We start from the raw sequence: 25050 nt of genomic DNA, 5'->3' as shown, positions 1-25050 counted from the left end.
TCCAGGGGCGCGGGGAACTGCGCAAAACCCCCCACCGGCCCGCGCCCGCAAGCGAACCCCAGCCAGCCCCCCCCGCCCCCGCAGGAACCGCAGGTTCGTTGCCCACCCGACGTCAGAACCCTCGCGTCCGCTTCGCCGCCCGGCGCCCCGCCCCACCCGCCCCGGGCAACCGCAGAAACAGCCGAGAGATCTCGGACCCGAGGTTCACCCCGATCGCGATGGCCATGGCGAGCGCAGCCGCCTTGGAGAGCGACACAAGCCCCTTGTCCACATCGTTCTGCGCGATCGCGAGCAGCCCGAAATACGTCGCGGACCCCGGCAACAACGGCCCGATCGCCGCAGTGGTGTACGGCAGCGCGGAAGCGAACCGGTACCGGGACAGCAACTGCCCGAACAACCCGACAAGCCCCGCCGCCACCGCCGTCGAGGCGACGGGCGAGATCTCGCCGGTGTAGTGCAGCGCGCCGTACACCACCCAGGCGACCCCGCCGTTGAGGGTGACGGCGAGCACGGTGGATCGTTCCTGCTGGAGCAGCACGGCGAACGCCAATGACAGCAGCATCGCCGCCCCGATCTGCCACAGCGGCCGATTGGAGGTGCCGAGGGCGACATCGGGATTGAGATGGGCGCCCAGCTGCACGCCGACGTAGAGCATCACGAGCACGCCGATGACGATGCCCACGAACAGGTACATGACTTCGAGGAGCCGCGCGGACGCGGTGATGTAGAAGCCGGTCAGACCGTCCTGCACGCCCGCCACCAGCGCCCGCCCCGGCAACAGCGCGAACAGCCCACCGGTGATCACCGCGGACGCCTTCACGTCGACGTGCGCCACCGTGAGCACGATCCCCATCAGCGCGGGCGGCATCGCGGCCACCGTGAACTGGTAGAACTCCGGCAGCCCACGCCCCGCGCACAGCCACGCCAGCCGGTCGCCGAGCATCGCGCCGAGCGCCGCCGCGACGAACACCACGGGGTCACCGCCGACGAGCACCGAGGCCGCGCCCGCGAGCAGCCCGCTCGCCACGGTCAGCCCCCAGGTCGGGTACGGGTGCCGGTTACGGCGTATCTCGGCGAGCCGCCGGTAGGCCTCCTCAAGGGAGAGATGGGCCTCCGGGTCGCTGAGGTCGTCCACCAGCTGGAACACGGCCGCGAGCCGCGTGTAGTCGGTCACCCGGCGCCGCACGGTCCGCGACGCGGTCACCGGGTCGTCGACCAGGGACGGCTGGTAGGAGATCGACAGCAGCGTGAAGGTGACGTTCGGCTCGCAGCGGTCGAGCCCGTAGGAGCGGCACACCGCGAACATCGCGGCCTCCACGTCCTCCGCGCCCTCGCCGCCGGCCAGCAGCAGTTCGCCGATGCGCAGGGTCAGGTCGAGCACGCGCGGGACGGCCGGGCCGCCGCCCTCGTCGGTTTTCTGCGCCTGCTCGGGCGCGGGCCGCTCGGCCACCGGCATCCGCAGCATCGTGCGCATCCGGTCCTGCCACGGCGCGTCCTTGGTCAGGCTGACCACCGGGACCCCGCCCGCCGGGGTGAACGCGGTCGCCGCCTCCCGCGCGCTGTACGTACGCGGCGTGTTGAACGCCGACCCCTCCGACTCGGCCGCCGCCGGCTGGCCCACGCCCGCCGGCACGGCGAACTCGGACGTCGTCTCGGGCTCCCCGCCCGCCGGTCTGGCGACCACGAGCCCCGCCGGGATCGCGAACTCGGACGTCAGCTCGGGGTCGTAGCCACTCCTCGCCTCGTCCGACTGCGGCTTTCGGTCCTCCGCCTCCGTCACTGACGCAACGCTCCCTGAACGACGCCTTCGGTACCCCTCAGTATGCGCACAGACACGCGAACGGGCCGCACGCGCATGCGTACGGCCCGTCGGACCATCGGGAAACGGGAGCCTCAGTGGCCGCCCTGGTCCTTGAAACGCTTGTAGGACCGCTCGATCTCGGCCTCCGCGTCGGTACGGCCGACCCAGTCGGCGCCCTCGACGGACTTGCCAGGCTCCAGGTCCTTGTAGACCTCGAAGAAGTGCTGGATCTCCAGGCGGTCGAACTCGGAGACGTGGTGGATGTCGCGCAGGTGCTCCACGCGCGGGTCGGTGGCCGGCACGCACAGCAGCTTGTCGTCGCCGCCCGCCTCGTCGGTCATCCGGAACATGCCGATCGCACGGCACTTGATGAGGCAGCCCGGGAACGTGGGCTCGTCCAGGATGACGAGCGCGTCCAGCGGGTCGCCGTCCTCGCCGAGGGTGTTCTCGACGAAGCCGTAGTCGGTCGGGTAGGCGGTCGAGGTGAAGAGGCGACGGTCCAGGCGGATTCGACCGGTCTCGTGGTCCACCTCGTACTTGTTCCGTGAACCCTTCGGAATCTCGATCGTGACGTCGAACTCCACCGGTGGCTCCTCCATGATCAGCACATAGTTCTGGTGGTTAAGTGTCCCTCATGGCGCTGAGTGATCGCGAAAGGGGCTGGTGTCGTGGCTGAGCTGAGGCCGTGGCGGGCCGCGAGACCGCACCTGGTGCGGGCCGCGAACGCCGTACGACCGCGTCTGGCGCGCGCCAAGGAAGCCGTTCGGCCGCCGGTCGCACGCGCCGCGAAGGCCGTGCGGCCACGCCTCGCGCACGCCGTGGCCGTCACAAAACCGCAGCTCACACGGTTCAGGACGGCGAAGCCCGGCAGGACCTGGCAGTACACCGCCGTCGCCGCCGGCGCCGGTCTGGCGCTGACCGCCGTCGTGGTGACCGCCGCGGGTCCCTGGGACTCCGCAGGTCAGCGTACGGCCGAGCACGACCGCGCGGCCGCCCTCGGCGACATGGGTGGCGCAGATCACGGCGAACCCGCGCCCGCCCCGAGCGCCGGTTCCGTCCTCGCAGGCCTCGACACCACGGCGACGTCGGGGAAGTCGGGGAAGTCGGCGCCGTCGCCCACCTCGCTCGCCGGTGTCGTCGGCCCGCTCCTGAAGAACCCGGCGCTCGGCCGCCGCCCCGCCGCCGCGGTCGTCGACATGACCAGCGGCGAACGGCTGTACGGCAGCGGCGCGGACGACGCCCTCACCCCCGCCTCCACCACCAAGATCGCCACCGCCGTCGCCGCGCTCTCCGCCCTCGGCGCCGACCACCGCTTCACCACCCGGGCCGCGCTGGAGGCCGACACCAACGAACTCGTCCTGGTCGGCGGCGGCGACCCGACGCTCACCGCGCGCGCGTCCGAAGGCGGTTGGGCGAGCCTGCGCACCCTGGCCGCCGCCACCGCCAAGGAGCTGGCCGACAAGGGCCTGCGCGACGTCACCCTGTCCTACGACACGACGCTCTTCGCCGGTCCCGAGATTCACCCCATCGGGATCAACGACAACCTCGCCCCCGTCACCTCCCTCACCGCCGACGAGGGCCGCACCGACGACTCCACCAACGGCCCCGTCACCCGGGTGGCCGACCCGGCCAAGGAAGCCACCCGGACGTTCGCGTCCCTCCTGCGCGCGCACGGCGTCAAGACCTCGGCGCCCGGCCCCTCCAAGGCCACCGGCCGCTCCGAGACCCTCGCCACCGTCTCCTCGCCGCCCCTGTCCGCCCTGGTCGAACGCATGCTGACCAACAGCGACAACGACATCGCCGAGACCCTCGCCCGCCAGGTCGCCGTCAGCACGGGCGAGCGCGCCGACTTCCACGGCGGCGGCGCGGCGATCGCCGCCACCCTCAAGAAGCTCGGCCTGCCCCTCAAGGGCAGCGCGTTCCACGACGGCAGCGGCCTCGACCGGGCCGACCGGCTCACCGCCGACCTCCTCACCGCCCTCCTCGTCAAGGCCGGTGACGCGGACCGGCCGGAGCTGCGCGCGGTCCTCACCGGCCTGCCCGTCGCGGGCTTCACCGGCACCCTGAGCAGCCGTTACACCGACGGCGCGGCCGGCGTCGTACGCGCCAAGACGGGCACCCTGACCGGGGTGAACGCCCTGGCCGGCACCGTCGTCGACCGGGACGGACGGCTGCTGGCGTTCGCCTTCCTGACGTCCCGCACGACCGACCCCGTCGAGGCCCAGTCGGCGCTGGACCGGACGGCCACCGCGCTCGCGGGGTGCGGCTGCGGCTGACCCGGTCCGCCGCGTCCACGGCCTGCCCCAAGGGGGAACGCTCACGTACCGTTGACGCATGACGAGCATCGGTGGTGCAGAGATGGTCGACTGGAATCTCGCGGTCGCGACCGCGACCCGGCTCGCGCGGCCCGGTCCCGAGGTGAGCCGCGACGAGGCGCGCGCGATCGTCGCGGAGCTGCGCCGCCACGCGAAGGCCGCCGAGGAACACGTGCGCGGCTTCACCCGGATGGGCACCGAGGAGACCCACGACACCCCGGTCCTGGTCGTCGACCGCCCCGGCTGGGTGCGCGCCAACGTCGCCGGGTTCCGGGAGATCCTGGGGCCGCTCCTCGACAAGATGCAGGAACGGCGCGGCAGCGGCCCCGGTGGCGCGGTGCTCGGCGCCGTCGGCGGCAAGGTCACCGGCGTCGAACTGGGCATGCTGCTGTCCTTCCTCTCCTCCCGCGTCCTCGGCCAGTACGAGACGTTCGCCCCGCCCACCCGCGACCTGCCGGCCGGCGCGAACGGCGGCGGCCGGCTGCTCCTGGTCGCCCCGAACATCGTTCACGTCGAACGCGAACTCGACGTACAGCCGCACGACTTCCGGCTGTGGGTGTGTCTGCACGAGGAGACGCACCGCACGCAGTTCAGCGCCGTGCCGTGGCTGCGGGACCATCTGGAGGGCGAGATCCAGTCGTTCCTGGGGGAGACCGACGTCGACCCCATGACCGTTCTGGAGCGGGTGCGGGAGGCGGCGCAGTCGCTGTCCGGGGCGCGGCCCGACGCCGAGGAGGACGACGGCGGGCGGTCCTTCGTGGAGCTGGTGCAGACGCCGGCGCAGCGGGAGATCCTCGGCCGCCTCACCGCCGTGATGTCCCTCCTGGAGGGCCACGCCGACTTCGTGATGGACGGCGTCGGCCCGGCCGTCGTGCCGTCGGTCGCCGAGATCCGCGAGAAGTTCCAGCAGCGCCGCGCGAAGGGCGCCTCCCGGCTCGACTCCGCGCTGCGCAAACTGCTCGGCCTGGACGCCAAACTCCGCCAGTACCGCGACGGCGAACGGTTCGTGCGGGCCGTCGTCGAGGAGGTCGGCGTGGACGGCTTCAACCGGGTGTGGACCTCGCCCAACACCCTCCCGACGAGGGCGGAGATCGCCAAACCGGCGGACTGGGTCACACGGGTGCACCGCAAGCCCGAGTCGTGAACCCGGGGGCGGGTCGTGAGGGGAATCCGGCCGACGGCAGGCGAACGCCCCCGCAATCACCCGTCCGAGGGACCGTGGGCGATGGGTAGGCGTGCGATGCTCGGGTAACGGCTCGGTTCTGTCACCATCTACACACTCTGAGTGACCTTCCCGGGTTCACGCCTCCCCCCAAAAACTTCATGAAGGGAACCGGACATGGGTCCCCATCCTGCGGTCGCGGCGATACGCCTGGCGGTACGCCGCGTCCTCCACGACATCCTCAACGACCACCGGGCCACCCCGGCCGCCGGGCCCGGGCGCCCGCCGTCCCCGCTCGTGCTCGTCGCCTGCTCCGGCGGCGCCGACTCCACGGCCCTCGCCTCCGCTCTCGCGTTCGAGGCCCCCCGGCTCGACGTCCGGGCCGGCGGCATCACCGTCGACCACGGCCTCCAGCCCGGCTCCGATCTGCGCGCCGACGAGGTCGTCCTGCGCCTTCGCCGGCTCGGCCTCGACCCGGTCGAGTCCGTCGCCGTCACCGTCGGCCGCGAGGGCGGCCCGGAAGCCGCCGCCCGCGACGCACGCTACGCCGCCCTCGACGCCGCCGCCGCCCGGCACGGCGCCGCCGCCGTCCTGCTCGGCCACACCCGCGACGACCAGGCCGAGACCGTCCTGCTCGGCCTCGCCCGCGGCTCCGGCATCCGCTCCCTGTCCGGAATGGCCGCGGTCTCGGGGGCCGACGGCCGTTACCGACGCCCCTTCCTGCAACTCGACCGCCAGACCGCCCGCAAGGCCTGCCTGGTGCAGGCGCTGCCGGTCTGGGACGACCCGCACAACACCGATCCCGCCTACACCCGTTCCCGGCTGCGACACGAAGGCCTGCCCGCGCTGGAGAAGGCGCTCGGCAAGGGCGTCGTCGAGGCGCTGGCCAGGACGGCCCGGCTCTCCCGCGACGACGCGGACGCCCTGGACGACTGGGCCCGCCGGGTGGAGGGCTCCGTCCGCGACGACCACGGCGTGCTGGAGTGCGCCAAGCTCTACGCGCTGCCGCCCGCCGTACGCCGCCGGATTCTGCGCCGCGCGGCCATCGACGCCGGTGCCCCCGCCGGGTCGCTGTTCGCCCGGCACATCGAGGAAGTCGACCGTCTCATCACCGGATGGCGAGGTCAGAAGGCCATCAACCTCCCCGGCCGGGTCGTCGCCCAACGGCAGGGTGGCAGACTGGTCATCCGGCAAGGCTGAGTCCCGGGACCAGGAGCGACCCTCCGACGTCCGGGCAGGCCGGTGGGACGACCGACCGAAAGTGATGCGGGTGGACGCGAAAGACATGGGCGCCGATCTTGAAAAGGTGCTCATCACCAAGGAAGAGATCGACGCCAAGCTCGCCGAGCTGGCCGCGAAGATCGACGCGGAGTACGCGGGCAAGGACCTGCTCATCGTCGGTGTCCTCAAGGGCGCGGTGATGGTCATGGCCGACCTCGCGCGGGCGCTGTCCACCCCCGTCACCATGGACTGGATGGCCGTGTCCTCCTACGGCGCGGGCACCCAGTCCTCCGGTGTGGTGCGGATTCTCAAGGACCTCGACACCGACATCAAGGGCAAGCACGTCCTGATCGTCGAGGACATCATCGACTCCGGGCTGACCCTGTCCTGGCTGATCTCCAACCTCGGCTCCCGCGAACCCGCCTCGCTGAAGGTGTGCACGCTGCTGCGCAAGCCGGACGCCGCGAAGGTCGCCATCGACGTGGAATGGGTCGGCTTCGACATCCCGAACGAGTTCGTCATCGGCTACGGCCTCGACTACGCCGAGAAGTACCGCAACCTCCCGTTCGTCGGTACGCTCGCGCCCCACGTCTACGGCGGCTGAACCCGGGGCAACCCGAAGGGCTCAACCCGGTAGGACGATCGGGAACCCCGGCGGGCCTCCCGCCGTTGGAGCATGCAGACGGGTGTGCCAGCTCTCCTGTGCGTCTTCGGGCCACAATGCTGGGGTACCGTCAGAAGAACTGTCTTATCAAACTCACTATGGCAGGAGGGACGGGGCGAATTCGCTCCGTATGGATGGACGTGAAGCGATACTTCCGTGGGCCGGTCATGTGGATCGTGCTGGCCGTCCTTGCCGTGGTCGTGTTGATGCAGGTCGTCGGCTCGTCCGGCGGCTACAAGACGGTGGACACCGGCAAGGTCGTCCAGGCGATCAATGACGACAAGGTCGAGCAGGCCAAACTGACGACCGGTGACGAGCTGACCATCAAGGTCCAGCTCAAGGACGGCGTCAAGGTCGACGGCAGCTCGAAGATCCAGGCGAGCTACATCGGCGACCAGGGCGTGGCTCTGGCGAGCACTCTTCAGACGAAGTACCAGGACAAGCAGATCCCCGACGGCTACACCGTCTCGCCGACCAAGCAGAACGCTTTTGTCGGCATCCTGCTCTCCCTGCTCCCCTTCGTCCTCATCGTCGTCGTGTTCCTGTTCCTGATGAATCAGATGCAGGGCGGCGGCTCCCGCGTCATGAACTTCGGCAAGTCCAAGGCGAAGCTCATCACCAAGGACACCCCGAAGACGACGTTCTCGGACGTCGCGGGCTGCGACGAGGCCGTCGAGGAGCTCCACGAGATCAAGGAGTTCCTCCAGGAGCCGGCGAAGTTCCAGGCCGTCGGCGCCAAGATTCCCAAGGGCGTACTCCTGTACGGCCGTCCCGGCACCGGCAAGACGCTCCTCGCGCGCGCCGTCGCCGGCGAGGCCGGGGTGCCCTTCTACTCGATCTCCGGTTCCGACTTCGTCGAGATGTTCGTCGGCGTCGGTGCCTCCCGGGTCCGTGACCTCTTCGAGCAGGCCAAGGCGAACGCCCCGGCGATCGTCTTCGTCGACGAGATCGACGCGGTCGGCCGCCACCGCGGCGCCGGCCTCGGCGGCGGTCACGACGAGCGCGAGCAGACGCTGAACCAGCTGCTCGTGGAGATGGACGGCTTCGACGTCAAGGGCGGCGTGATCCTCATCGCCGCGACGAACCGGCCCGACATCCTCGACCCGGCGCTGCTGCGCCCCGGTCGCTTCGACCGGCAGATCGCGGTCGACCCGCCGGACCTGATGGGTCGCCTGGAGATCCTCAAGGTCCACCAGAAGGGCAAGCCCGTCGCTCCGGACGTCGACCTCGCGGCCGTCGCCCGGCGCACCCCGGGCTTCACCGGCGCCGACCTGAGCAATGTGCTCAACGAAGCGGCGCTGCTGACCGCCCGCAGCGACAAGAAGCTGATCGACAACTCCATGCTGGACGAGGCGATCGACCGGGTGGTCGCGGGCCCGCAGAAGCGGACCCGGATCATGTCGGACAAGGAGAAGAAGATCACCGCGTACCACGAGGGCGGACACGCCCTGGTCGCGGCGGCCTCACCGAACTCCGACCCGGTGCACAAGATCACCATCCTGTCGCGCGGCCGGGCCCTCGGCTACACCATGGTCCTGCCGGACGAGGACAAGTACTCGACCACCCGCAACGAGATGCTCGACCAGCTCGCCTACATGCTGGGCGGGCGCGCGGCCGAGGAACTGGTCTTCCACGACCCGACCACGGGCGCCGCCAACGACATCGAGAAGGCCACCACCACGGCCCGCGCGATGGTCACCCAGTACGGCATGACCGAGCGACTCGGTGCGATCAAGTTCGGCGGCGACAACACCGAGCCCTTCCTCGGCCGTGAGATGGCTCACCAGCGCGACTACTCGGAAGAGGTCGCCGCTCTGGTGGACGAGGAAGTCAAGAAGCTCATCGAGAACGCGCACAACGAGGCCTGGGAGATCCTGGTCGAGAACCGCGACGTCCTCGACAACCTCGTCCTGCAACTGCTGGAGCGGGAGACGCTGGGCAAGGAGGAGATCGCCGAGGTCTTCACCACCATCGTCAAGCGCCCGCCCCGGCCCGCCTGGACGGGTTCGTCCCGGCGTACGCCGTCCACCCGTCCGCCGGTGCTCTCCCCCAAGGAGCTCGCACTGACGAACGGCGCCAACGGCTCGACGCCGGCCGTCTCCACCGCCAAGGCACCGGCTGCGGACTCCGCACCGGCGACCGAGACGACCCCGGAGGAGAACCCCGAGAGCTGACCGCTTCCGGGGGCCCCGATGGGCCCGGAGTGCATGCCGCGCCCCCCAGGTTTTAGCCTGGGGGGCGCGGCGTTTCCGTAGGCCCGCAGATCAGAGGCGTGATTTCCCACGCACCGCACAGGAACGAGGCACCCAGATGATCGACCCCGTGTCGCTCGGCGGCGAGGCATCGAGCGGCGACTTCGACGAGAAGCGCGCCGAGAATGCCGTTCGCGAGCTGTTGATAGCCGTGGGTGAGGACCCCGACCGCGAGGGGTTGCGGGAGACACCGGCGCGGGTGGCGCGGGCGTACCGGGAGATCTTCGCGGGGCTGTGGCAGCGGCCGGAGGATGTGCTGACGACCACGTTCGATCTCGGGCACGACGAGATGGTGCTGGTGAAGGACATCGAGGTGCTCAGCAGCTGTGAGCATCACCTGGTGCCGTTCGTGGGCGTGGCCCATGTCGGGTACATCCCGTCGGCCGACGGGAAGATCACCGGGTTGTCGAAGCTGGCTCGGCTCGTGGATGTCTATGCGCGGCGGCCGCAGGTGCAGGAACGACTCACCACGCAGGTGGCGGACTCGTTGATGTCGATACTGGAGCCGCGTGGGGTGATCGTTGTCGTCGAGTGCGAGCACATGTGCATGTCCATGCGGGGGGTGCGGAAGCCGGGGGCGAAGACGATCACCTCCGCGGTGCGGGGGCAGTTGCGGGACCCCGCGACTCGCAACGAGGCGATGAGCTTGATCATGGCTCGGTAGTTTTGAGGGTGCCCGGTGGGCGGGGGCGGCGCCCTGTGGGTGGGGTGCGGTGCCCGGTGGGCGGGTGCGGCGGCGTCGTGGCTGGTCGCGCCCGCGCGGCGGAGCCGCATATTGATACAGCCCCGCGCCCCTTACGGGGGCGCTGCCTGGCCGTGGGCTGGAATGTTCGGCCTGCTGGTCGCGGCCGCGCGGCGGAGCCGCATATTGATACAGCCCCGCGCCCCTTAGCGGCGTGACCTGGCCGTACGTTGATAGCGGCCCGGCGCCCCTCAGCGGCGCTGCCCGGCCGTGGGTTGGAAGCTCGGGGGCGGCTGTCAGGCGGAGGCGGGGGCTCCGTTGGGGGGGTTGGGGTCGTTGTCCTCGGGGAGGCGGCAGGTTTTTTGGAGGTAGAGGGCGGCCGCTATGACGGCGATGCCCGCTGCCACCGAGAAGCCGGCGTAGATGGCCTGGTCGCGGCGGGCCGGGATGTCGAGGATCTCCAGCAGGAAGACACCCGTGCCGCCGTACATGCCCGAGACGAGGGCGGCGACCAGGGCGCTGGCCTGGCCGAAAACGACCGCGCGGGCCGCCATCAGCGGGTCGACACCCTTGGCCTCGGGCCGCCGTTCGCGCTGGGCCTTGAGGCGGGCGCGGATCGACAGCGCCGTGGCGAGCAGGATCACGGCGATCAGGGCCAGGACGACGGGCGCGGCCAGCGGGACGCTGGGGAGGCTCCCCACCGAGTTCCAGAGACGGGCGCCCGCCCAGGACAGGATGCCGGCGACGACGAACACGCCGACCAGCACCCTGATACGCAGCTCTCTCACGGTGTTCCTTCAGCTCCCCCGGTCCCGGACAGTGTCGTCCTGACCTTAACGACTACTCGGGCAGGTGAAGTTCCAGATCCTTGCGGGGTTCGACGCCCTCGCGGGTGACGGTGTGGAGGAGGTCGGCGACCGGGCCGTGGCCGGGCACCCGCGCCTCCGGGTCGACGTCGTACCAGGGGGCCAGCACGAAGGCGCGTTCGTGCGCGCGCGGGTGCGGGAGGGTCAGGTGCGGATCGTCGTCCACGACGTCGGCGTACGCGACGATGTCGACGTCGAGGGTGCGGGCGCCCCAGCGCTCGTCCCGGACGCGGTAGAAGGCCTCCTCGACGGCGTGGGCGCGCTCCAGGAGCGAGGACGGCGGCAGGGTCGTCTTCAGCAGCACGACCGCGTTGAAGTACGTGGGCTGGCTGCCGGGCTCGACGCCCCACGGCTCCGTCTCGTACACCGGGGAGACGGCCTTGACGCGGACGCCGGGCGTGTCCTCCAGGGCGTCGATGGCGCCCTGGAGGGTCTCCAGGCGGTTGCCCAGGTTGGCGCCGAGGGCGACGACGGCGCGCTGGGGGTTGTGCAGGGTGGTGTCCGCCGCGTCCACCTGCTGAACGACGGAGGCAGGCACCGGCTGAACGGTCGGGTCGCTCTGACCCGCGGTGAAGAACGCGGTCATACTCGGCTCCGGGTGATGGTGACGGTCACGTCGTCGAACGGGACGGTGATCGGCGCGTCCGGCTTGTGGACGCAGACCTCGACCTCCTCGACCCCTTCGTGCTTGAGGCAGGCCTGGGCGATGCGCTCGGCGAGCGTCTCGATGAGGTTCACGGGCTCGCCCTGGACGACGGCCACGACCTCCTCGGCGACGACGCCGTAGTGGGCGGTCTTCGTGAGGTCGTCGTCGGCGGCGGCCGGCCGGGTGTCCAGGCCGAGGACGAGGTCCACGATGAAGGTCTGGCCCTCCTCGCGTTCCTTGGGGAACACGCCGTGGTGTCCACGGGCCTTGAGGCCGCGCAGCGCGACACGATCCACGCGAATCACTCCTGCCAGTCGTCGGTCTCGGCCGGTCGGTGCCGGGTGCGGGCGGCACACCGGACACGGACGAATCTACCCGCGGGCACTGACAGCGCCGGGCCTCGGGGGCGCGGGCCGCGCCGGGTCCAGGAGGTTTCACCGTGTGTTTCCCCTGCGGAACCCGGCGGCTCACGGGTTGGTAGCCGCCCCTACCCACGGGTTCGTGTGTCCAACCACTCTGCCCCGCTCTTCCGTCCCGACGGGCGTCGGGAGACGGCCGTCCGGCCGTCTCCTTCCCGTCTGCCCGCTCACGGCGATGTGGTGTCGTCCTCGTCGTCGTCGGTCTCGGTGAGGACCGGGGAGGCGTGGTGGGACCAGAGTTTCCAGCCGTCGCCGGTGCGGCGGAACACGTTGGTGGCGACGACCAGCTGGCCCACCAGCGGTCCCAGTTCGGCGCCGCCCTCGGGGGCCGGGCCGCCGCTGAGGATGTTCTCGGTGCAGGTCACCAGGGCGGTGTCGCCGGTGACGGAGACATGCACGTCGGTCAGGAAGAACTGGATGTAGTCCGTGTTCGCCATGATCAGGGCGTACGACCTGAGAACCTCGCCGCGCCCGGTGAGCACAGGCCAGCCCGGGTGCACGCAGGAGATCACGCCGGTGTCGGCCGGGTCGTGGTACTCCTCGTCGACGCCCAGCTCGGCCGGGGTGAGCCAGAGCGCGGACACCGTCTCGAAGTCACCGCGCTCCATCGCCTCGTAGAAGGCGGTGTTGGCGGCCTCCACCTGCTCGACGTCGGTGTGCGGGGCGCTCACCGGCCCGCCCCGGAGGGCGTGTGGGAGGACGTGCCCGGCGTGTGGCCGGTGGCGCGCGCCGTCTCCACGGCGTGCGCGACCCGTACCGCGTCGGCCGTCGCGCGCACCTCGTGCACGCGCACCGCCCACGCGCCCGCGTACGCGGCGAGGGCGGAGACGGCGGCGGTGGCGGCGTCGCGCTCCCGCGCGGGGGGCGGCGCGCCCTTCGGGTCGGCCAGGACGCGGCCGAGGAAGCGCTTGCGGGAGGCGGCGACCAGCAGCGGGTGGCCGAGGGCGTGCAGCCGGTCGAGGTGGGCGAGGAGGACGAGGTCGTGCTCGGCGTTCTTGGAGAAGCCGAGGCCCGGGTCGACGGCGATCCGGTCGGGGGCGACCCCGCCGGCCAGAACGGCCTCCACGCGTGCGTGCAGTTCGTCGATGACCTCGGCGACGACGTCGTCGTACACGCCGTTGACGGTGTCGCCCTGGAGGAAGCCGCGCCAGTGCATGACGACGAAGGGTGCCCCCGCCGCCGCGACGAGCGGGATCATCGCGGGGTCGGAGAGGCCGCCGCTGACGTCGTTGACGAGGACGGCGCCGGCCGCGAGGGACTGCTCGGCGACCGAGGCGCGCATCGTGTCGACGGAGACGAGGACGCCCTCGGAGGTGAGGCCCCGCACGACCGGGACGACACGCCGCAGCTCCTCCGCCTCGTCCACGCGGGCGGCGCCCGGGCGGGTCGACTCGCCGCCGACGTCGACCAGGTCGGCGCCCTCCGCGGCCAGCGAGAGGCCGTGCTTGACGGCGGACGTGGCGTCGAAGAAGCGTCCGCCGTCGGAGAACGAGTCCGGCGTCACGTTCACGACGCCCATGACCGCGCAGCGGTCCCATTCCGGAAGACCGGCGACCCGCCCGCGTCCGTTCTGCTTGCTCATACGTTCAGCCTAGGCCCCGGGGCAGGCCGCAGAGCCCGACGGCCCGAGCGGGCACCCCCTGCTTCTGGGCGGGACAGGGGTTCCGTTCGGGCCGTCGGCCGGGGCGCGAGGGGGTCAGGCGGCGCGTACGTCGTGCTCCTGGGGGACGTGCGCGCAGGGGCGGGGCGTGGTCCGGCGGCGGCGCAGGAAGCGGGGCAGCGGCAGGGCGACGTCGACGAAGCCCTCGGCCTGCATCGCGGCGAAGCCGATGCGGGGCAGGTCGGCCGAGGCCCGGTAGACCACGAACCGGGGCTCCCAGCGCGGCTGGAACTTGGCGTTGAACTTGTACAGCGACTCGATCTGGAACCAGCGGGACAGGAACACCAGGAGCCCGCGCCAGGCGCGCAGCACCGGTCCCGCGCCGATCTTCTCGCCACGCGCGAGGGCGGAGCGGAACATCGCGAAGTTGAGGGACACGCGCGTGATGCCGAGTTTCGGCGCTGCCTGGAGGGCGGCGACGATGAGCAGTTCGTTCATGCCGGGGTCGGCTGAGCGGTCCCGGCGCATCAGGTCGAGGGAGACGCCGTCGCGGCCCCAGGGCACGAAGTGCAGCACCGCCTTGAGGTCGCCGTAGGGGCCCGTTCCGTCGCCGGCCTGGTGCGCGGTGGCGATCAGGCAGTCGCCGTCGGCGGGGTCGCCGACCCGGCCCAGGGCCATCGAGAAGCCGCGCTCGGTGTCGGTGCCGCGCCAGGCGTCGGAGGCCTCCCGGATGCGCTCAAGCTCGGCCTCGCCGAGGTCACGGACGCGTCGGACCCGGGTCTCGTAACCGGCGCGCTCGATGCGCTTGACCATCTGGCGCACGTTGCGCATCGCACGGCCGGCGAGGGAGAAATCCGCGACGTCCACCACCGCCTCGTCGCCCAGTTCGAGGGCGTCGAGCCCGGTCTCGCGGGTCCACACCTCGCCGCCGGTCTCCGAGCAGCCCATCACGGCGGGGGTCCAGGAGTGCGAGGTCGCCTCGTCCATGAAGCGCTCGATGGCGCCGGGCCAGGCCTCGACGTCGCCGATGGGGTCGCCGCTGGCGAGCATCACGCCGGACACCACCCGGTAGGTGACGGCCGCCTTGCCGCTGGGCGAGAAGACGACGGCCTTGTCACGCCGGAGCGCGAAGTGGCCCAGGGAGTCGCGGCCGCCGTGCTTGTCGAGGAGGGCGCGCAACTGCGTCTCGTCCTGCGCGGTGAGCCGGGCGGCCGGGTGCTCGGGGCGGAACGCGAGGTAGATCGTCGTGATCGCGGTGAGCAGGCCGAGGGCGCCAAGCGAGAAGGCGACGGTCCAGGAGGTGGTGCCCTGGTAGGCGACCGGCCCCTCGAAGCCGAACAGGCCGAACAGGACGTGGGTCAGGCGATCGGCCAGGCTCGGGTCGCCGACCATGCGGTGCGGGTGGACGCTGACGATGACCAGTCCGAGGACGAGGGAACCGGCGCCCATGAGGACGAAGTTGGCCAGCGCGCGCCAGCGGCTGCGCGGATCGGGCAGCGCCGCGAACTGGTCGCGGTGGATCAGCAGCGGGGCGAGCAGCGCGAGGGAGATGAGCGCGCCGATGACGGAGTGGCGGTACATGAACTGCGCCACCGCGCCGGCCGGCAGCAGCACCACCGCGGCCCGCCAGGCCCGCCGCTTGCGCCGCCTGAGCCCGTGCGCGAGCAGGAGCAGCAGCACGCCGGAGCTGAGCGAGAGCGCGGCCGCGAACGGCCCGAGCGCGCCCGGCAGCACCTCGGCGATCGTGTGCATCCGGCTGTGCCGGAACCGTGGGAAGACGCCCGCGGCGACGTCCAGGAGGCCCACGAGGGCGCCGGCCCGGGCCACGAGGACGGGAACCGCCTCGGGGCGCGGTCCCCGCGGGACGAACCGCGCAGCGCGTGTTCGAGGGGGAACCCCGCCCGACATTTCCTCATCTGTCTTGACAGACATCGCATCCCGTAGTTCCGCGAGAGATCTTGGACCCGGGCCCGATTCGGGCATCCGGCGACATTGCGCCCTCTAGGACGGTGTCTCGGAGTATGAGGTTCACTCATCTCCTCAAAGCCGGTTCAAAGGTCCGGGAAAGTCCCGGACAAGCCCTCGCGAAGCGGTGGGGGGCTACGGAGAAAGTACAGGCAGGAAGCTGTCCATGGGTCTCACGAGCAACAAGGTGCTGGTGCTGGCGATCTTGTTCGCCGTACTGCTGTTCGGCGGCACGGTATGGCTGTGGCCGCGACTCGCCCGGCGGAACTGGCGGGTCGTCGGCGGACGGGTCGTCCTGCTGCTCGCCACCCAGCTGGCCCTGTTCATGTCGCTCGGTCTCGCCGCCAACCAGGCGTTCGGCTTCTACGCCAGCTGGGCGGACCTCTTCGGCCGGGAGAAGGACCAGGGCGTCGTCATCAACCACACGGCGCAGGGCGGCTCCGGCGGCCCGCTCCAGATCGTCGACACCGCGCGCGTGGGTGACGCCAGGCCGCAGATCGGCGGTGAGATCCAGAAGGTCGACGTGGTCGGCCGCACGACCCGCATCGCGACCCCCGCGTACGTGTATCTGCCGCCGGAGTACTTCCAGGCGCGCTTCCGCACCCGGACGTTCCCGGCGGCCGTCGTGCTGACCGGCTACCCGGGCACCGCCGAGGCCCTCTTCAAGAAGCTGCACTATCCGCGCACCGCGCAGGCGCTCGCCAAGGACGGCCGGATGCAGCCGATGATCCTGGTGATGCTGCGGCCGACGGTGGCGCCGCCGCGGGACACCGAGTGCGTGGACATCCCCAGGGGCCCGCGGACCGAGACGTTCTTCGCCAAGGACCTGCCCGACGCGGTGCTCGCGCACTACCGGGTGGGCCGCGAGCCGGGCAGCTGGGGCATCATCGGCGACTCCACGGGCGGCTACTGCGCGCTGAAGCTCGCGATGCACCACCCCAAGGTGTACGCGGCCGGGGTCGGCCTCTCGCCGTACTACAAGGCGCCGATCGACCCCACCACGGGCGATCTCTTCCACGGCGACAAGGCGCTCCGCAACCGCGCCGACCTGATGTGGTACCTCAAGCACGAACCGGCGCCGAACACTTCCCTGCTCGTCAGCAGCAGCCGGGTCGGGGAATCCAACTACGCGGCCACGATGAAGTTCATAGGGCGTGTGGAGGCCACCGGCGTCACCCGGATCTCGTCGATCATCCTGGATAGCGGCGGTCACAACTTCAACACCTGGCGACGCGAGATTCCGCCCGCTCTCCAGTGGCTCAGCGGCCGCCTCAGCGACCGCTGAACGGGCGGGCGTCGATCGTGTCGACGGGACGTCAGGGGCGGTGCGGACAGGGCCTTGAGGGCGGCGCCGGGGTGCGTTCGGCGCCGGGTCCGGGGCGGTTCAGGAGAAGGCGCTGACCGGCCCTCTCCGGGACTCTTCACGCCCCCTTCCCGCCTTCTCCCCGGGGAACTGCGCGGGGAACTTCGCCGGGAACTTCGCGGCACCTTCCGGGAAAATGATCTTGGTGAATTCGGTGGGCCGTAATTCCTGATCCCCCGTGAACGTTTCGACAGGGCCGCCTTTTTGTGGGGCGGGGCGCCAGCGTTCGCCTACGCGCGGTAAGTTTCTGGCCATGCCACGTGGACGTCATCGTCATTCCCCGCCCCTCCACCGGTTGCTGCCGCCGTCGGCCATAGCGGGCATCTCTCTTGCCTGCGCCTTCGGTCCGTGGGTGTTCACGGCACCCGCCGTGCTCCGGGTGTTCGCCGCGATCGCCGCCGCGACCGCGATAGTCGGGGCGGCCGTCATGCGCCGCTGGGACACGCACGCGGGCAAGCGGGTCGCCGAGCTGACACGCGCGCGGGCGAGCGACGAGTGGCGCAGCGAGGAACGCATCGCCGAGCTGGAGTCCGACCTGGAGGAGTCGCGCACCCTGCGCGGCAAGCTGGAACAGCGACTTCGGGCCAAGCGCACCGAGTTGGCGGCCCTGCGCACCGAACACGCGGCTCTGCTGCGCCGGTACGCCACGGCGGAGACCGAGCGGGCGACGGCCCTGGAGGGACGCCGCCTCCTCGAACTGGAGGCCGCCCCGCTCGCCCTCCCGGCCGCACCGACGGACGCCGGGGCTGTGGCTGCCCCGAAGCCCGCTGCTGCTGCTGACGCCGACGCCGACGCCGACGCCGACGCTGACGCTGACGCGGCCCAGGCGCCCGGGGTCTTCTCGCCCGAGGGCTCCCGGCTGTTCCTGCGGGCCGAGGCGGCGCTGAAGCGGCTCGACGGCGACGCCCCCGAGGCCGACGGCTCCGCACCGGCCGACGACGCCGAGGACGACGTTGCCCGGGCGTCCGACGTTGCCCGGGTCTCCGACGGGGACGGTCCCGACGGTGACGGGGACGGCGGCGTGCGGGCCGGGCGCGGTGCGCACGGCCGGGGTGCCCCCGAGTCCGGCGCCGCCGCGAGGATCGGCGGTCCGCGCCGGAGCGACGACGCGCCCGGGAGCGGGGCGGCGGCGACCCCCGTGGCCACCGGCGACGCGGACGCGGCGCAGGAGGACGAGGCGCAGGGGCAGTCCCCGGCGGTCGACGCACCCGCGCGCGCGACCGCCGTGAGCCCGGACCGGAGCGCGCAGCCGTCCCCGACACCGCCCGGGCACTTCGTCGCGCCGACCGCGGTGGCCGTCGTGCCGGGCACGGGCGCGAGGCGCCCGCTGGTCCAGGGCGGGTTCGACTTCTTCGGCACCAAGGACGAGGCCGAGCACGCGACCCTGGCCTCGATGCAGAACGAGGACCTCGCCGACGTCGTCGGGCAGGAGGCGCTCGCGCTGCACAAGGCCGAGACGGAGGCCGAGTTCAAGCGGGCCGACGCGCAGGCGCCCGCGGTCGGCCAGGTGATCGACCTGACCGCGCACGACGACACCGAGCACATCGACCTCACGGGGCTGCGCAGCGCGGTGTCCTGACGGGGGCGCACCTCACGACCGAGGGGCGTGCGGGGCTACGGCCGCGCACGCCCCTCGGTGTGTTCCGGGGCCGCAGCGGGGCTACGGGGCCATCCAGCGGTCGGGAACGGCGTCCCGGCGGCCGGTGCGGGATCGTTCGGCCTGCGCGCTCAGCAGCCGTGCGGCCTCCTGAGCGTCCCTCAGACCGGCCGTGACGGTCTTGTTGGCCCCCGTGTGCACGTGGATGTCCGCGAGCCGCCACAGGCGCCTCCAGGGCCCCTGGGAGAGCCGGATGCTCTGGACCTTCGCGTGCGGGACGAGCGAGAGGCGCCGCCGCAGCAGCCCGCGCCGGGTCACGAACACGGCGTCGGTCACCGCGACCCGACGGCCCCGCCACCACAGCGGCACGCACCAGCGGGCCCGGCCCGGCGGGCGGGTCAGCTCGGCCGGCGACGGCACGGTCACGCCGGGCAGCACGCGCGCGACGAGGGCCTCGGCGACCGCGCGCGGGGCGACCGGCACCAGCACCGAGTTCGACGAACCGGCCACGTCCAGCTCCACCCGCACCCAGCCGCGCCACCGCCACAGCAGCGGCTCCACGATCCGCACGGTCTGCACCCGGCCCGGCGGCACCGTCTCGTGGGCGCGGTCCAGCAGCCCGTGGTCGATGCGCAGCCCGTCGGGGGACTCGCCGACCGTCCAGTCGTACTCGGTGACGAACCGGCCCGCGCTGCTCGCGCCCGCCGTGCCCAGCAGCGGCAGCGCGGTCGCGAGGACCGTCCACAGGTTGTGGGTGGCCATCCACAGCAGCGGCGGCACGACCAGCGCGGCGGCCAGGGAGCACCAGGTGGCGCCCGTCAGCAGCAGGGAGATCACGAGGTCGCGCGGGGGCGTGCGCAGCAGCTCGCGCGCCGGAGCCTCGCCTACCTCGTGCGCCGTGCCGGGTGCGAAACCGGCGGCGCGCGCCAGGAGTTCCGCGCGCAGCGCACGCGCCTCGCCCGCCCCCAGGAAGGCCAGCTCGTCCTTCTTGTCGGCGCCTATGACGTCGAGCTTCAGCTTGGCGACGCCCGCCACGCGCGCGAGGAGCGGCTGCGTGACGTCGATGGCCTGGACGCGTTCGAGCCGGATGTGCGCGGTGCGCCGGAACAGCAGTCCGGTCCGGATGCGCAACTCGGACTCGGTCACCGCGTAGTGCGTGAACCACCAGCTGAGGAAGCCGTACAGGGCGGCCGCCGGTATCAGCACGGCGAGCGCGATCAGCAGGGTCGTGGTCGTCAGCCGGGTCAGCTGCCGTTGCGCCTGGTCCGGGTCGTGCACGGCCCACCCGATCAGCACGGCCACCGGCGCCCACGCCCGCCTGAGCGGCGTCACGGGGTGCAGCCGCTGCTCGGCGACGGGCCCCGCGGCCCCGACGGTGTCCTCGGCGCCCGGCGTCGTCACAGCCCCGCCGATCGAGCCTGGCCCAGCTCGGTGAGCCGGTCGCGCAGCCGCTCGGCCTCGGCCGGGTCGAGGCCCGGGATGGTCGCGTCGGTCGCGGCGGCGGCCGTGTGCAACTGCACGCTGGCCAGCCCGAAGTACCGTTCCACCGGCCCGGACGTCACCTCGACCAGCTGCATCCGCCCGTACGGCACGACGGTCTCCTGACGCCACAGCACACCCCGGCTGAGCAGCAGGTCGTCGGCGCGCTCGGCATACCGCCAGGACCGCCAGTTGCGGCCGATCAGCCCCCAGCCCCAGACGGCGAACGCCGGCGGCAGCAGCGCGAACGCGGCCCACACCGGCGCCACCAGCAGCCCCAGCAGCAGCCCGGTCGCGACGGCTGCGAGGCCCAGCCACACCACCAGCAACAGCCGCCGCATCCGCAACAGCCCCGGCGGCAGCCCCGTCCAGCCGGGCTCGGCCTCCGTGCCCCGCGCCCCGCCCGTGTCCCGCGCGCTCCCCGTATCCATGGGGCCAGCGTACGTAGGACAGACTGTGTCCATGACTCCTACGACGGAGACCGTGGTCGGCGTCGGCGGCGCGGCGGAGAGCACCGACATGGTGCTCAACATCGGCCCCCAGCACCCCTCCACCCACGGCGTGCTGCGGTTGCGGCTGGTCCTTGACGGTGAGCGCATCACGCGCGCGGAGCCGGTGATCGGCTATATGCACCGGGGCGCGGAGAAGCTCTTCGAGGCCCGCGACTACCGGCAGATCATCATGCTCGCCAACCGCCACGACTGGCTGTCGGCGTTCTCGAACGAGCTGGGCGTGGTCCTCGCCGTGGAGCGCATGCTCGGCATGGAGGTCCCCGAGCGCGCGGTGTGGACGCGCACGCTGCTCGCCGAGCTGAACCGGGTCCTCAACCACCTGATGTTCCTCGGCTCCTACCCGCTGGAACTCGGCGGGATCACCCCGGTCTTCCACGCCTTCAGGGAACGCGAGGTCCTCCAGAACGTCATGGAGGAGGTCTCCGGCGGCCGCATGCACTACATGTTCAACCGGGTCGGCGGCCTCAAGGAGGATCTGCCGGCCGGCTGGTCCACACGCGCGCGTGCGGCCGTCTCCGCCGTCCGCTCCCGCATGGACGTCTACGACGATCTGGTGCTCGGCAACGAGATCTTCAGGGGGCGCACGCGGGGCGTGGGCGTCCTCGCGCCGGAGGCCGTGCACGCGTACGGCGTGAGCGGGCCCATCGCGCGCGCCTCGGGCGTCGACTTCGACCTGCGGCGCGACGAGCCGTACCTCGCCTACGGGGAACTGCGCGACACCCTGCGGGTCGTGGGGCGGCGGGAGGGCGACTGCCTGGCCCGTTTCGAGGTGCTCCTCGAACAGACCCACGTCGCCCTCGACCTCGCTGACGCCTGCCTCGACCGGCTCGCCGACCTCGCGCCGGGGCCGATCAACCAGCGGCTCCCCAAGGTCCTCAAGGCGCCCGAGGGCCACACGTACGCGTGGACCGAGAACCCCCTCGGCATCAACGGCTACTACCTCGTCAGCAAGGGCGAGAAGACCCCGTACCGGCTCAAGCTGCGCTCGGCGTCCTACAACAACATCCAGGCCCTCGCGGAACTGCTGCCGGGGACGCTGGTCGCGGACATGGTGGCGATCCTGGGGTCCCTGTTCTTCGTGGTCGGAGACATCGACAAGTAGAGCGGCGCGAACGTCGACAAGGAGGAGCCGGGCGGCGTCAACAGGGCGCCTACCGGGGGCGGCCCCTTCTATGCGCCCTTCTTGCGAAGTCTTGAGGAGGCGTCATACGGCGGCCTCCTGAAGCCCTTCAGGAAGAGGGCGTCGTGAAGGCACGCCCTCCCCGCTCGGCGCTCCTCACGCGGGGGCGTCGATCGGGGGGTCCGGGATGCCGATCGGTTGCAGTAGCCAGCCGAAGTCGCCGAGGCCTCCGGCAGCGGTGAGTTCGGCGGCCTCACCGGCGCTCGCGAGGGCGCGCAGATAGGACGCGGGGTGCGTGGAGGCGAGCGCGAGCGAGGGGCGCGCGCCGTCGATACCGAAGGCGCGGAGAGCTGTGCGCTGGGGGAGGAGGCGGGGGGCGCCGGCAGGCGCGAGGCGTGCGGGCGCGAGGTCTGTCGTGTGCGGGGGCGCGGAATCCGACGGGTCCGCCGCAGGCCCCTGGGGCCGGTCCGCCCCGGGCGCCCGGGCCCCGGTCGCCCGCCCACTCCGGATCACGCCCGCCGCCGCGCACGCGTCCAGGGCGACGTGGGTCGTCAGGTCGCAGGTGCCGTCCGGGACCGGGGACGTCTCGCGGCCGTTCCGGAAACCGGTGAGGGTGCCGAACGGGGGGCGCGTGTCGCGGGCGTGCGCGTAGTCGACGGCGACGGCGAGACCGCGCTCCACCGTCCCGACCGCCGCCGCCCAGGCCGCGTCCCGGGGCGCCCCGATCTCCGCCCGCAGCCCTTCCCCGGCCGCCAGCGGCCACCACCGGGCGAGCCACGCGGCGTCGGCGCCGGTGACGGGCTCCCCGAGCCGCTCGACGCCGTCCCGCCGCACCAGGACGTGCCGGACGACGCCGCTCGCGTCGGTCTCGGCGATGTCGACAGGGACGTTGTCCAGCCACTCGTTGGCGAACAGCAGCCCCGTGATGCCGGGCGGCGGTGCGGGGAGCCACCGGACGCGGGGGTCGAGGCCCTCGGGGCGGGCGGCGCGTTCGACGGCGTGGGCCCGGGTGCGGGCGGCGACCTCGGCGGGGAGGGCGGCCAGCACGCCGACGGTCAGTTCACCGCGGCCCGCCGCCATGTCGACGAAGTCGAGCACCGGGGGCCGGCCGAGGGCCTCGTCGACCCGGCACAGCAGCCGGGCCACCGCGCCGGCGAACAGCGGCGAGGCGTGCACCGACGTCCGGAAGTGCCCGGCGGGTCCCTCGGGGCGGTGATAGAAGCCGCCGGGCCCGTACAGGGCGCCCTCGGCCGCCTCCCGCCAGCCCTGCCACGCGCGCGTGGGGGACGACATCTGCTGAATCACCGTTCAAGACTAGGGGCACAGAGGAACGGAGCCTCCACCTTGGGGAGTACGCGCGGGGGACGGGGATCGACCCTCCGGTTGACCCCGGTGGGCATTCCGCTTCCCTACGCTGGGTTACGTGCAGCGCCTCTACGATTTCCTCCGCCGACACCCGACCGGGGTGGACACCCTCTGGGCCGTCGTCCTGTTCGGGATCTCGGTGGTGAGCGCGGCGGCCGGGCAGGAGACGCGGGGCACCGACTCGCTCGCGTTCACCGTCCCGATCGCGCTGCTGCTCTGCCTGATCATCGCGCTGCGCCGGCGGATGCCGGAGAAGATGCTGCTGCTCGCGATCGGGGTCGGCCTCGCGCAGGTCGCGCTGAACGTCGCGACCCAGCCCGCCGACTTCGCGATGCTGGTGATCGTCTACACGGTCGCCGTCCAGGGCGCCCGCTGGCCCTCCCGCACGGCGCTCGTCCTGGGGCTCGGCGCGGCGCCGCTGGCGCAACTGCGCTGGCCGAACGGCGAGACCAGCTTCGTCGGCAACCTCGCGCTCACCGTGTTCATGACGGTGCCGTTCGCGCTCGCCTGGGTGCTCGGTGACTCGATGCGCACCCGGCGCGCGTACTTCGCCCAGTTGGAGGAGCGCGCGGCCCGGCTGGAGAAGGAGCGCGAGGCGCAGGCCAAGGTCGCGGTGGCCGCCGAACGCGCCCGTATCGCCCGTGAACTGCACGACGTCGTCGCGCACAACGTGTCCGTCATGGTCGTGCAGGCCGACGGCGCCGCCTATGTCCTCGACGCCGCTCCCGACCAGGCCAAGAAGGCCCTGGAGACGATCTCGTCCACCGGTCGGCAGGCGCTCGCGGAGATGCGCCGCCTGCTGGGGGTGCTGCGCACCGGCGAGCACAAGGAGGTCGGCGAGTACGTCCCCCAGCCCGATGTCGAACAGATAGACGACCTGGTCGAGCAGTGCCGGATCGCCGGGCTGCCCGTCGACTTCAAGGTCGAGGGCACCCCGCGCCCGTTGCCCAGCGGCGTCGAGTTGACGGCGTACCGGATCGTCCAGGAGGCGCTGACCAACACCCGCAAACACGGCGGCCCGAACGCCGGTGCGAGCGTCCGGCTCGTCTACTTCGACGACGGCCTCGGGCTGCTCGTCGAGGACGACGGCAAGGGCGCCCCGCAGGAGCTGTACGAGGAGGGCGGCCCGGACGGCCAGGGGCACGGCCTGATCGGCATGCGCGAGCGGGTCGGTATGGTCGGCGGCACGCTGGACGCGGGACCGCGCCCGGGCGGGGGATTCCGGATCAGCGCCCTGCTGCCGCTCAAACCCGCACCCTGACATCGACGTGTGCCCCGCGTTGACACCTGTCACGACCCCGGCGACCAGCGCCGACGCCCACGGAAGAGAACGGAAGAGGCTGCGATGACGATCCGCGTCATGCTCGTCGACGATCAGGCGTTGCTCCGTACCGGATTCCGGATGGTGCTCGCCGCACAGCCGGACATGGAGGTGGTCGCCGAGGCCGGGGACGGCGTCGAGGCCCTCCAGGTGCTGCGGGCGACCGACGTCGACGTGGTCCTGATGGACGTCCGGATGCCGAAGCTCGACGGCGTGGAGACCACCCGGCGGATCTGCTCGGAGCCGGAGCCGCCGAAGGTGCTGATCCTGACCACGTTCGACCTGGACGAGTACGCGTTCTCCGGGCTGAAGGCGGGCGCCTCCGGTTTCATGCTGAAGGACGTGCCGCCCGGCGAACTCCTCACCGCGATCCGCTCCGTGCACAGCGGCGACGCCGTGGTCGCGCCCTCGACCACGCGCCGGTTGCTCGACCGGTTCGCGCCGATGCTGCCCAGCGCGAACCAGGAACCCCAGGGCAAGGAGCTGGAACGGCTCACCGGCCGGGAGCGCGAGGTGATGGTGCTGGTCGCCCAGGGCCTGTCCAACGGCGAGATCGCGGCCCGTCTCGTGCTGTCCGAGGCGACGGTGAAGACGCACGTGGGCCGCATCCTCACCAAGCTGGGCCTGCGCGACCGGGTCCAGGTGGTCGTCCTGGCCTACGAGACGGGCCTGGTCCGCGCGGGCGGCCACGGCTGAGGCG

The 25050-nt window shown here is 72.1% G+C and carries 22 protein-coding genes; 11 read left to right on the top strand and 11 right to left on the bottom strand.

Annotated features, from left to right (window positions below; all coding sequences use genetic code 11):
- Positions 1-112: 112 nt before the first annotated feature.
- Together ACIQOU_RS07650 and ACIQOU_RS07645 are read right to left on the bottom strand one after the other, a co-directional pair.
- Positions 113-1780 (bottom strand): threonine/serine exporter ThrE family protein, encoded by a 1668-nt coding sequence (locus tag ACIQOU_RS07650; RefSeq protein WP_401534860.1) that lies wholly within the window; start codon positions 1778-1780, stop codon positions 113-115.
- Between the two features lie 113 nt (positions 1781-1893).
- Entirely contained in the window at positions 1894-2385 is a 492-nt protein-coding gene (locus tag ACIQOU_RS07645) for an inorganic diphosphatase (protein ID WP_059193998.1), read from the bottom strand.
- 123 nt (positions 2386-2508) lie between these two features.
- Between ACIQOU_RS07645 and dacB the strand changes: the two genes are divergently transcribed.
- From dacB to folE, 6 genes are all read left to right on the top strand, one after another.
- Positions 2509-4077, top strand: a complete 1569-nt coding sequence (gene dacB / locus ACIQOU_RS07640) for a D-alanyl-D-alanine carboxypeptidase/D-alanyl-D-alanine-endopeptidase (RefSeq protein ID WP_401535787.1) — start codon at positions 2509-2511, stop codon at positions 4075-4077.
- A gap of 58 nt (positions 4078-4135) precedes the next feature.
- Positions 4136-5260 carry a zinc-dependent metalloprotease gene (locus ACIQOU_RS07635; protein ID WP_401534858.1) on the top strand — a complete coding sequence of 375 codons (1125 nt, stop codon included), beginning with the start codon at positions 4136-4138 and terminating at the stop codon, positions 5258-5260.
- A gap of 195 nt (positions 5261-5455) precedes the next feature.
- Entirely contained in the window at positions 5456-6478 is a 1023-nt protein-coding gene (tilS, locus tag ACIQOU_RS07630; RefSeq protein ID WP_401534856.1) for a tRNA lysidine(34) synthetase TilS, read from the top strand.
- A gap of 64 nt (positions 6479-6542) precedes the next feature.
- The gene (gene hpt, locus ACIQOU_RS07625; protein ID WP_401534854.1) at positions 6543-7103 is read left to right on the top strand and encodes a hypoxanthine phosphoribosyltransferase; all 561 of its coding nucleotides are present in this window, start codon (positions 6543-6545) and stop codon (positions 7101-7103) included.
- Positions 7104-7297: 194 nt separating this feature from the next.
- Positions 7298-9337 carry an ATP-dependent zinc metalloprotease FtsH gene (gene ftsH, locus ACIQOU_RS07620; protein ID WP_401534852.1) on the top strand — a complete coding sequence of 680 codons (2040 nt, stop codon included), beginning with the start codon at positions 7298-7300 and terminating at the stop codon, positions 9335-9337.
- A 136-nt stretch (positions 9338-9473) separates the two neighbouring features.
- Positions 9474-10079, top strand: a complete 606-nt coding sequence (gene folE / locus ACIQOU_RS07615) for a GTP cyclohydrolase I FolE (RefSeq protein WP_401534850.1) — start codon at positions 9474-9476, stop codon at positions 10077-10079.
- Between the two features lie 314 nt (positions 10080-10393).
- On the opposite strand, the gene ACIQOU_RS07610 is transcribed toward folE, so the two are convergent.
- The 6 genes from ACIQOU_RS07610 to ACIQOU_RS07585 all read right to left on the bottom strand — a co-directional run bounded on the left by ACIQOU_RS07610 (position 10394) and on the right by ACIQOU_RS07585 (position 15536).
- Positions 10394-10885 carry a DUF3180 domain-containing protein gene (locus ACIQOU_RS07610; protein WP_401534847.1) on the bottom strand — a complete coding sequence of 164 codons (492 nt, stop codon included), beginning with the start codon at positions 10883-10885 and terminating at the stop codon, positions 10394-10396.
- Between the two features lie 52 nt (positions 10886-10937).
- Entirely contained in the window at positions 10938-11549 is a 612-nt protein-coding gene (folK, locus tag ACIQOU_RS07605; RefSeq protein ID WP_401534844.1) for a 2-amino-4-hydroxy-6-hydroxymethyldihydropteridine diphosphokinase, read from the bottom strand.
- Positions 11546-11905, bottom strand: a complete 360-nt coding sequence (gene folB, locus ACIQOU_RS07600; RefSeq protein ID WP_401534841.1) for a dihydroneopterin aldolase — start codon at positions 11903-11905, stop codon at positions 11546-11548. The genes folK and folB overlap by 4 nt, the downstream gene beginning before the upstream one ends.
- Positions 11906-12195: 290 nt before the next feature.
- Positions 12196-12699: a nuclear transport factor 2 family protein gene (locus tag ACIQOU_RS07595; RefSeq protein WP_401534839.1), complete on the bottom strand. Its 504-nt coding sequence runs from the start codon at positions 12697-12699 to the stop codon at positions 12196-12198.
- Positions 12696-13610, bottom strand: coding sequence for a dihydropteroate synthase (gene folP / locus ACIQOU_RS07590; protein WP_401534837.1), 915 nt, complete (start codon positions 13608-13610; stop codon positions 12696-12698). The genes ACIQOU_RS07595 and folP overlap by 4 nt, the downstream gene beginning before the upstream one ends.
- Before the next feature lie 114 nt (positions 13611-13724).
- Positions 13725-15536 (bottom strand): phosphatidylglycerol lysyltransferase domain-containing protein, encoded by a 1812-nt coding sequence (locus tag ACIQOU_RS07585; protein ID WP_401535785.1) that lies wholly within the window; start codon positions 15534-15536, stop codon positions 13725-13727.
- A gap of 223 nt (positions 15537-15759) precedes the next feature.
- Between ACIQOU_RS07585 and ACIQOU_RS07580 the strand changes: the two genes are divergently transcribed.
- Both ACIQOU_RS07580 and ACIQOU_RS07575 read left to right on the top strand, forming a co-directional pair.
- A complete protein-coding gene (locus ACIQOU_RS07580) occupies positions 15760-16878 on the top strand; it encodes an alpha/beta hydrolase (protein ID WP_401534835.1) in 1119 nt (372 codons plus the stop codon).
- A gap of 331 nt (positions 16879-17209) precedes the next feature.
- Positions 17210-18535, top strand: coding sequence for a hypothetical protein (locus ACIQOU_RS07575; RefSeq protein ID WP_401534832.1), 1326 nt, complete (start codon positions 17210-17212; stop codon positions 18533-18535).
- An 81-nt stretch (positions 18536-18616) separates the two neighbouring features.
- Here ACIQOU_RS07575 and ACIQOU_RS07570 read toward each other — a convergent pair whose 3' ends face one another.
- Both ACIQOU_RS07570 and ACIQOU_RS07565 read right to left on the bottom strand, forming a co-directional pair.
- Positions 18617-19954 (bottom strand): PH domain-containing protein, encoded by a 1338-nt coding sequence (locus tag ACIQOU_RS07570; RefSeq protein ID WP_401534830.1) that lies wholly within the window; start codon positions 19952-19954, stop codon positions 18617-18619.
- Positions 19951-20463, bottom strand: coding sequence for a PH domain-containing protein (locus ACIQOU_RS07565; RefSeq protein ID WP_401534828.1), 513 nt, complete (start codon positions 20461-20463; stop codon positions 19951-19953). Before ACIQOU_RS07565 ends, ACIQOU_RS07570 begins: the two co-directional genes overlap by 4 nt.
- 31 nt (positions 20464-20494) lie before the next feature.
- On the opposite strand from ACIQOU_RS07565, the gene ACIQOU_RS07560 reads away from it, so the two are divergent.
- Positions 20495-21646, top strand: a complete 1152-nt coding sequence (locus tag ACIQOU_RS07560) for an NADH-quinone oxidoreductase subunit D (protein WP_401534826.1) — start codon at positions 20495-20497, stop codon at positions 21644-21646.
- Positions 21647-21820: 174 nt separating this feature from the next.
- Here ACIQOU_RS07560 and ACIQOU_RS07555 read toward each other — a convergent pair whose 3' ends face one another.
- The gene (locus ACIQOU_RS07555) at positions 21821-22957 is read right to left on the bottom strand and encodes an SAM-dependent methyltransferase (protein ID WP_401534824.1); all 1137 of its coding nucleotides are present in this window, start codon (positions 22955-22957) and stop codon (positions 21821-21823) included.
- A gap of 130 nt (positions 22958-23087) precedes the next feature.
- On the opposite strand from ACIQOU_RS07555, the gene ACIQOU_RS07550 reads away from it, so the two are divergent.
- A complete protein-coding gene (locus ACIQOU_RS07550) occupies positions 23088-24290 on the top strand; it encodes a sensor histidine kinase (protein WP_401534822.1) in 1203 nt (400 codons plus the stop codon).
- Positions 24291-24374: 84 nt separating this feature from the next.
- Entirely contained in the window at positions 24375-25046 is a 672-nt protein-coding gene (locus tag ACIQOU_RS07545; RefSeq protein WP_401534820.1) for a response regulator, read from the top strand.
- Positions 25047-25050 lie beyond the last annotated feature (4 nt).

It is taken from the genome of Streptomyces sp. NPDC091279, assembly GCF_044757465.1.
Taxonomy (GTDB): domain Bacteria; phylum Actinomycetota; class Actinomycetes; order Streptomycetales; family Streptomycetaceae; genus Streptomyces.
This window is presented reverse-complemented; position numbering and strand designations above follow the sequence as displayed.

Bases quoted from the DNA above. Each gene is read 5' to 3' on its own strand.
- ACIQOU_RS07580 (WP_401534835.1), top strand. From the start codon at position 15,760: ATGGGTCTCACGAGCAACAAGGTGCTGGTGCTGGCGATCTTGTTCGCC.
- ftsH (WP_401534852.1), top strand. From the start codon at position 7,298: ATGGACGTGAAGCGATACTTCCGTGGGCCGGTCATGTGGATCGTGCTG.
- ACIQOU_RS07560 (WP_401534826.1), top strand. From the start codon at position 20,495: ATGACTCCTACGACGGAGACCGTGGTCGGCGTCGGCGGCGCGGCGGAG.
- ACIQOU_RS07555 (WP_401534824.1), bottom strand. From the start codon at position 22,957: ATGTCGTCCCCCACGCGCGCGTGGCAGGGCTGGCGGGAGGCGGCCGAG.
- hpt (WP_401534854.1), top strand. From the start codon at position 6,543: ATGCGGGTGGACGCGAAAGACATGGGCGCCGATCTTGAAAAGGTGCTC.
- ACIQOU_RS07565 (WP_401534828.1), bottom strand. From the start codon at position 20,463: ATGGATACGGGGAGCGCGCGGGACACGGGCGGGGCGCGGGGCACGGAG.
- folP (WP_401534837.1), bottom strand. From the start codon at position 13,610: ATGAGCAAGCAGAACGGACGCGGGCGGGTCGCCGGTCTTCCGGAATGG.
- tilS (WP_401534856.1), top strand. From the start codon at position 5,456: ATGGGTCCCCATCCTGCGGTCGCGGCGATACGCCTGGCGGTACGCCGC.
- ACIQOU_RS07575 (WP_401534832.1), top strand. From the start codon at position 17,210: ATGCCACGTGGACGTCATCGTCATTCCCCGCCCCTCCACCGGTTGCTG.
- folE (WP_401534850.1), top strand. From the start codon at position 9,474: ATGATCGACCCCGTGTCGCTCGGCGGCGAGGCATCGAGCGGCGACTTC.
- ACIQOU_RS07545 (WP_401534820.1), top strand. From the start codon at position 24,375: ATGACGATCCGCGTCATGCTCGTCGACGATCAGGCGTTGCTCCGTACC.
- ACIQOU_RS07585 (WP_401535785.1), bottom strand. From the start codon at position 15,536: ATGTCGGGCGGGGTTCCCCCTCGAACACGCGCTGCGCGGTTCGTCCCG.
- folK (WP_401534844.1), bottom strand. From the start codon at position 11,549: ATGACCGCGTTCTTCACCGCGGGTCAGAGCGACCCGACCGTTCAGCCG.
- ACIQOU_RS07635 (WP_401534858.1), top strand. From the start codon at position 4,136: ATGACGAGCATCGGTGGTGCAGAGATGGTCGACTGGAATCTCGCGGTC.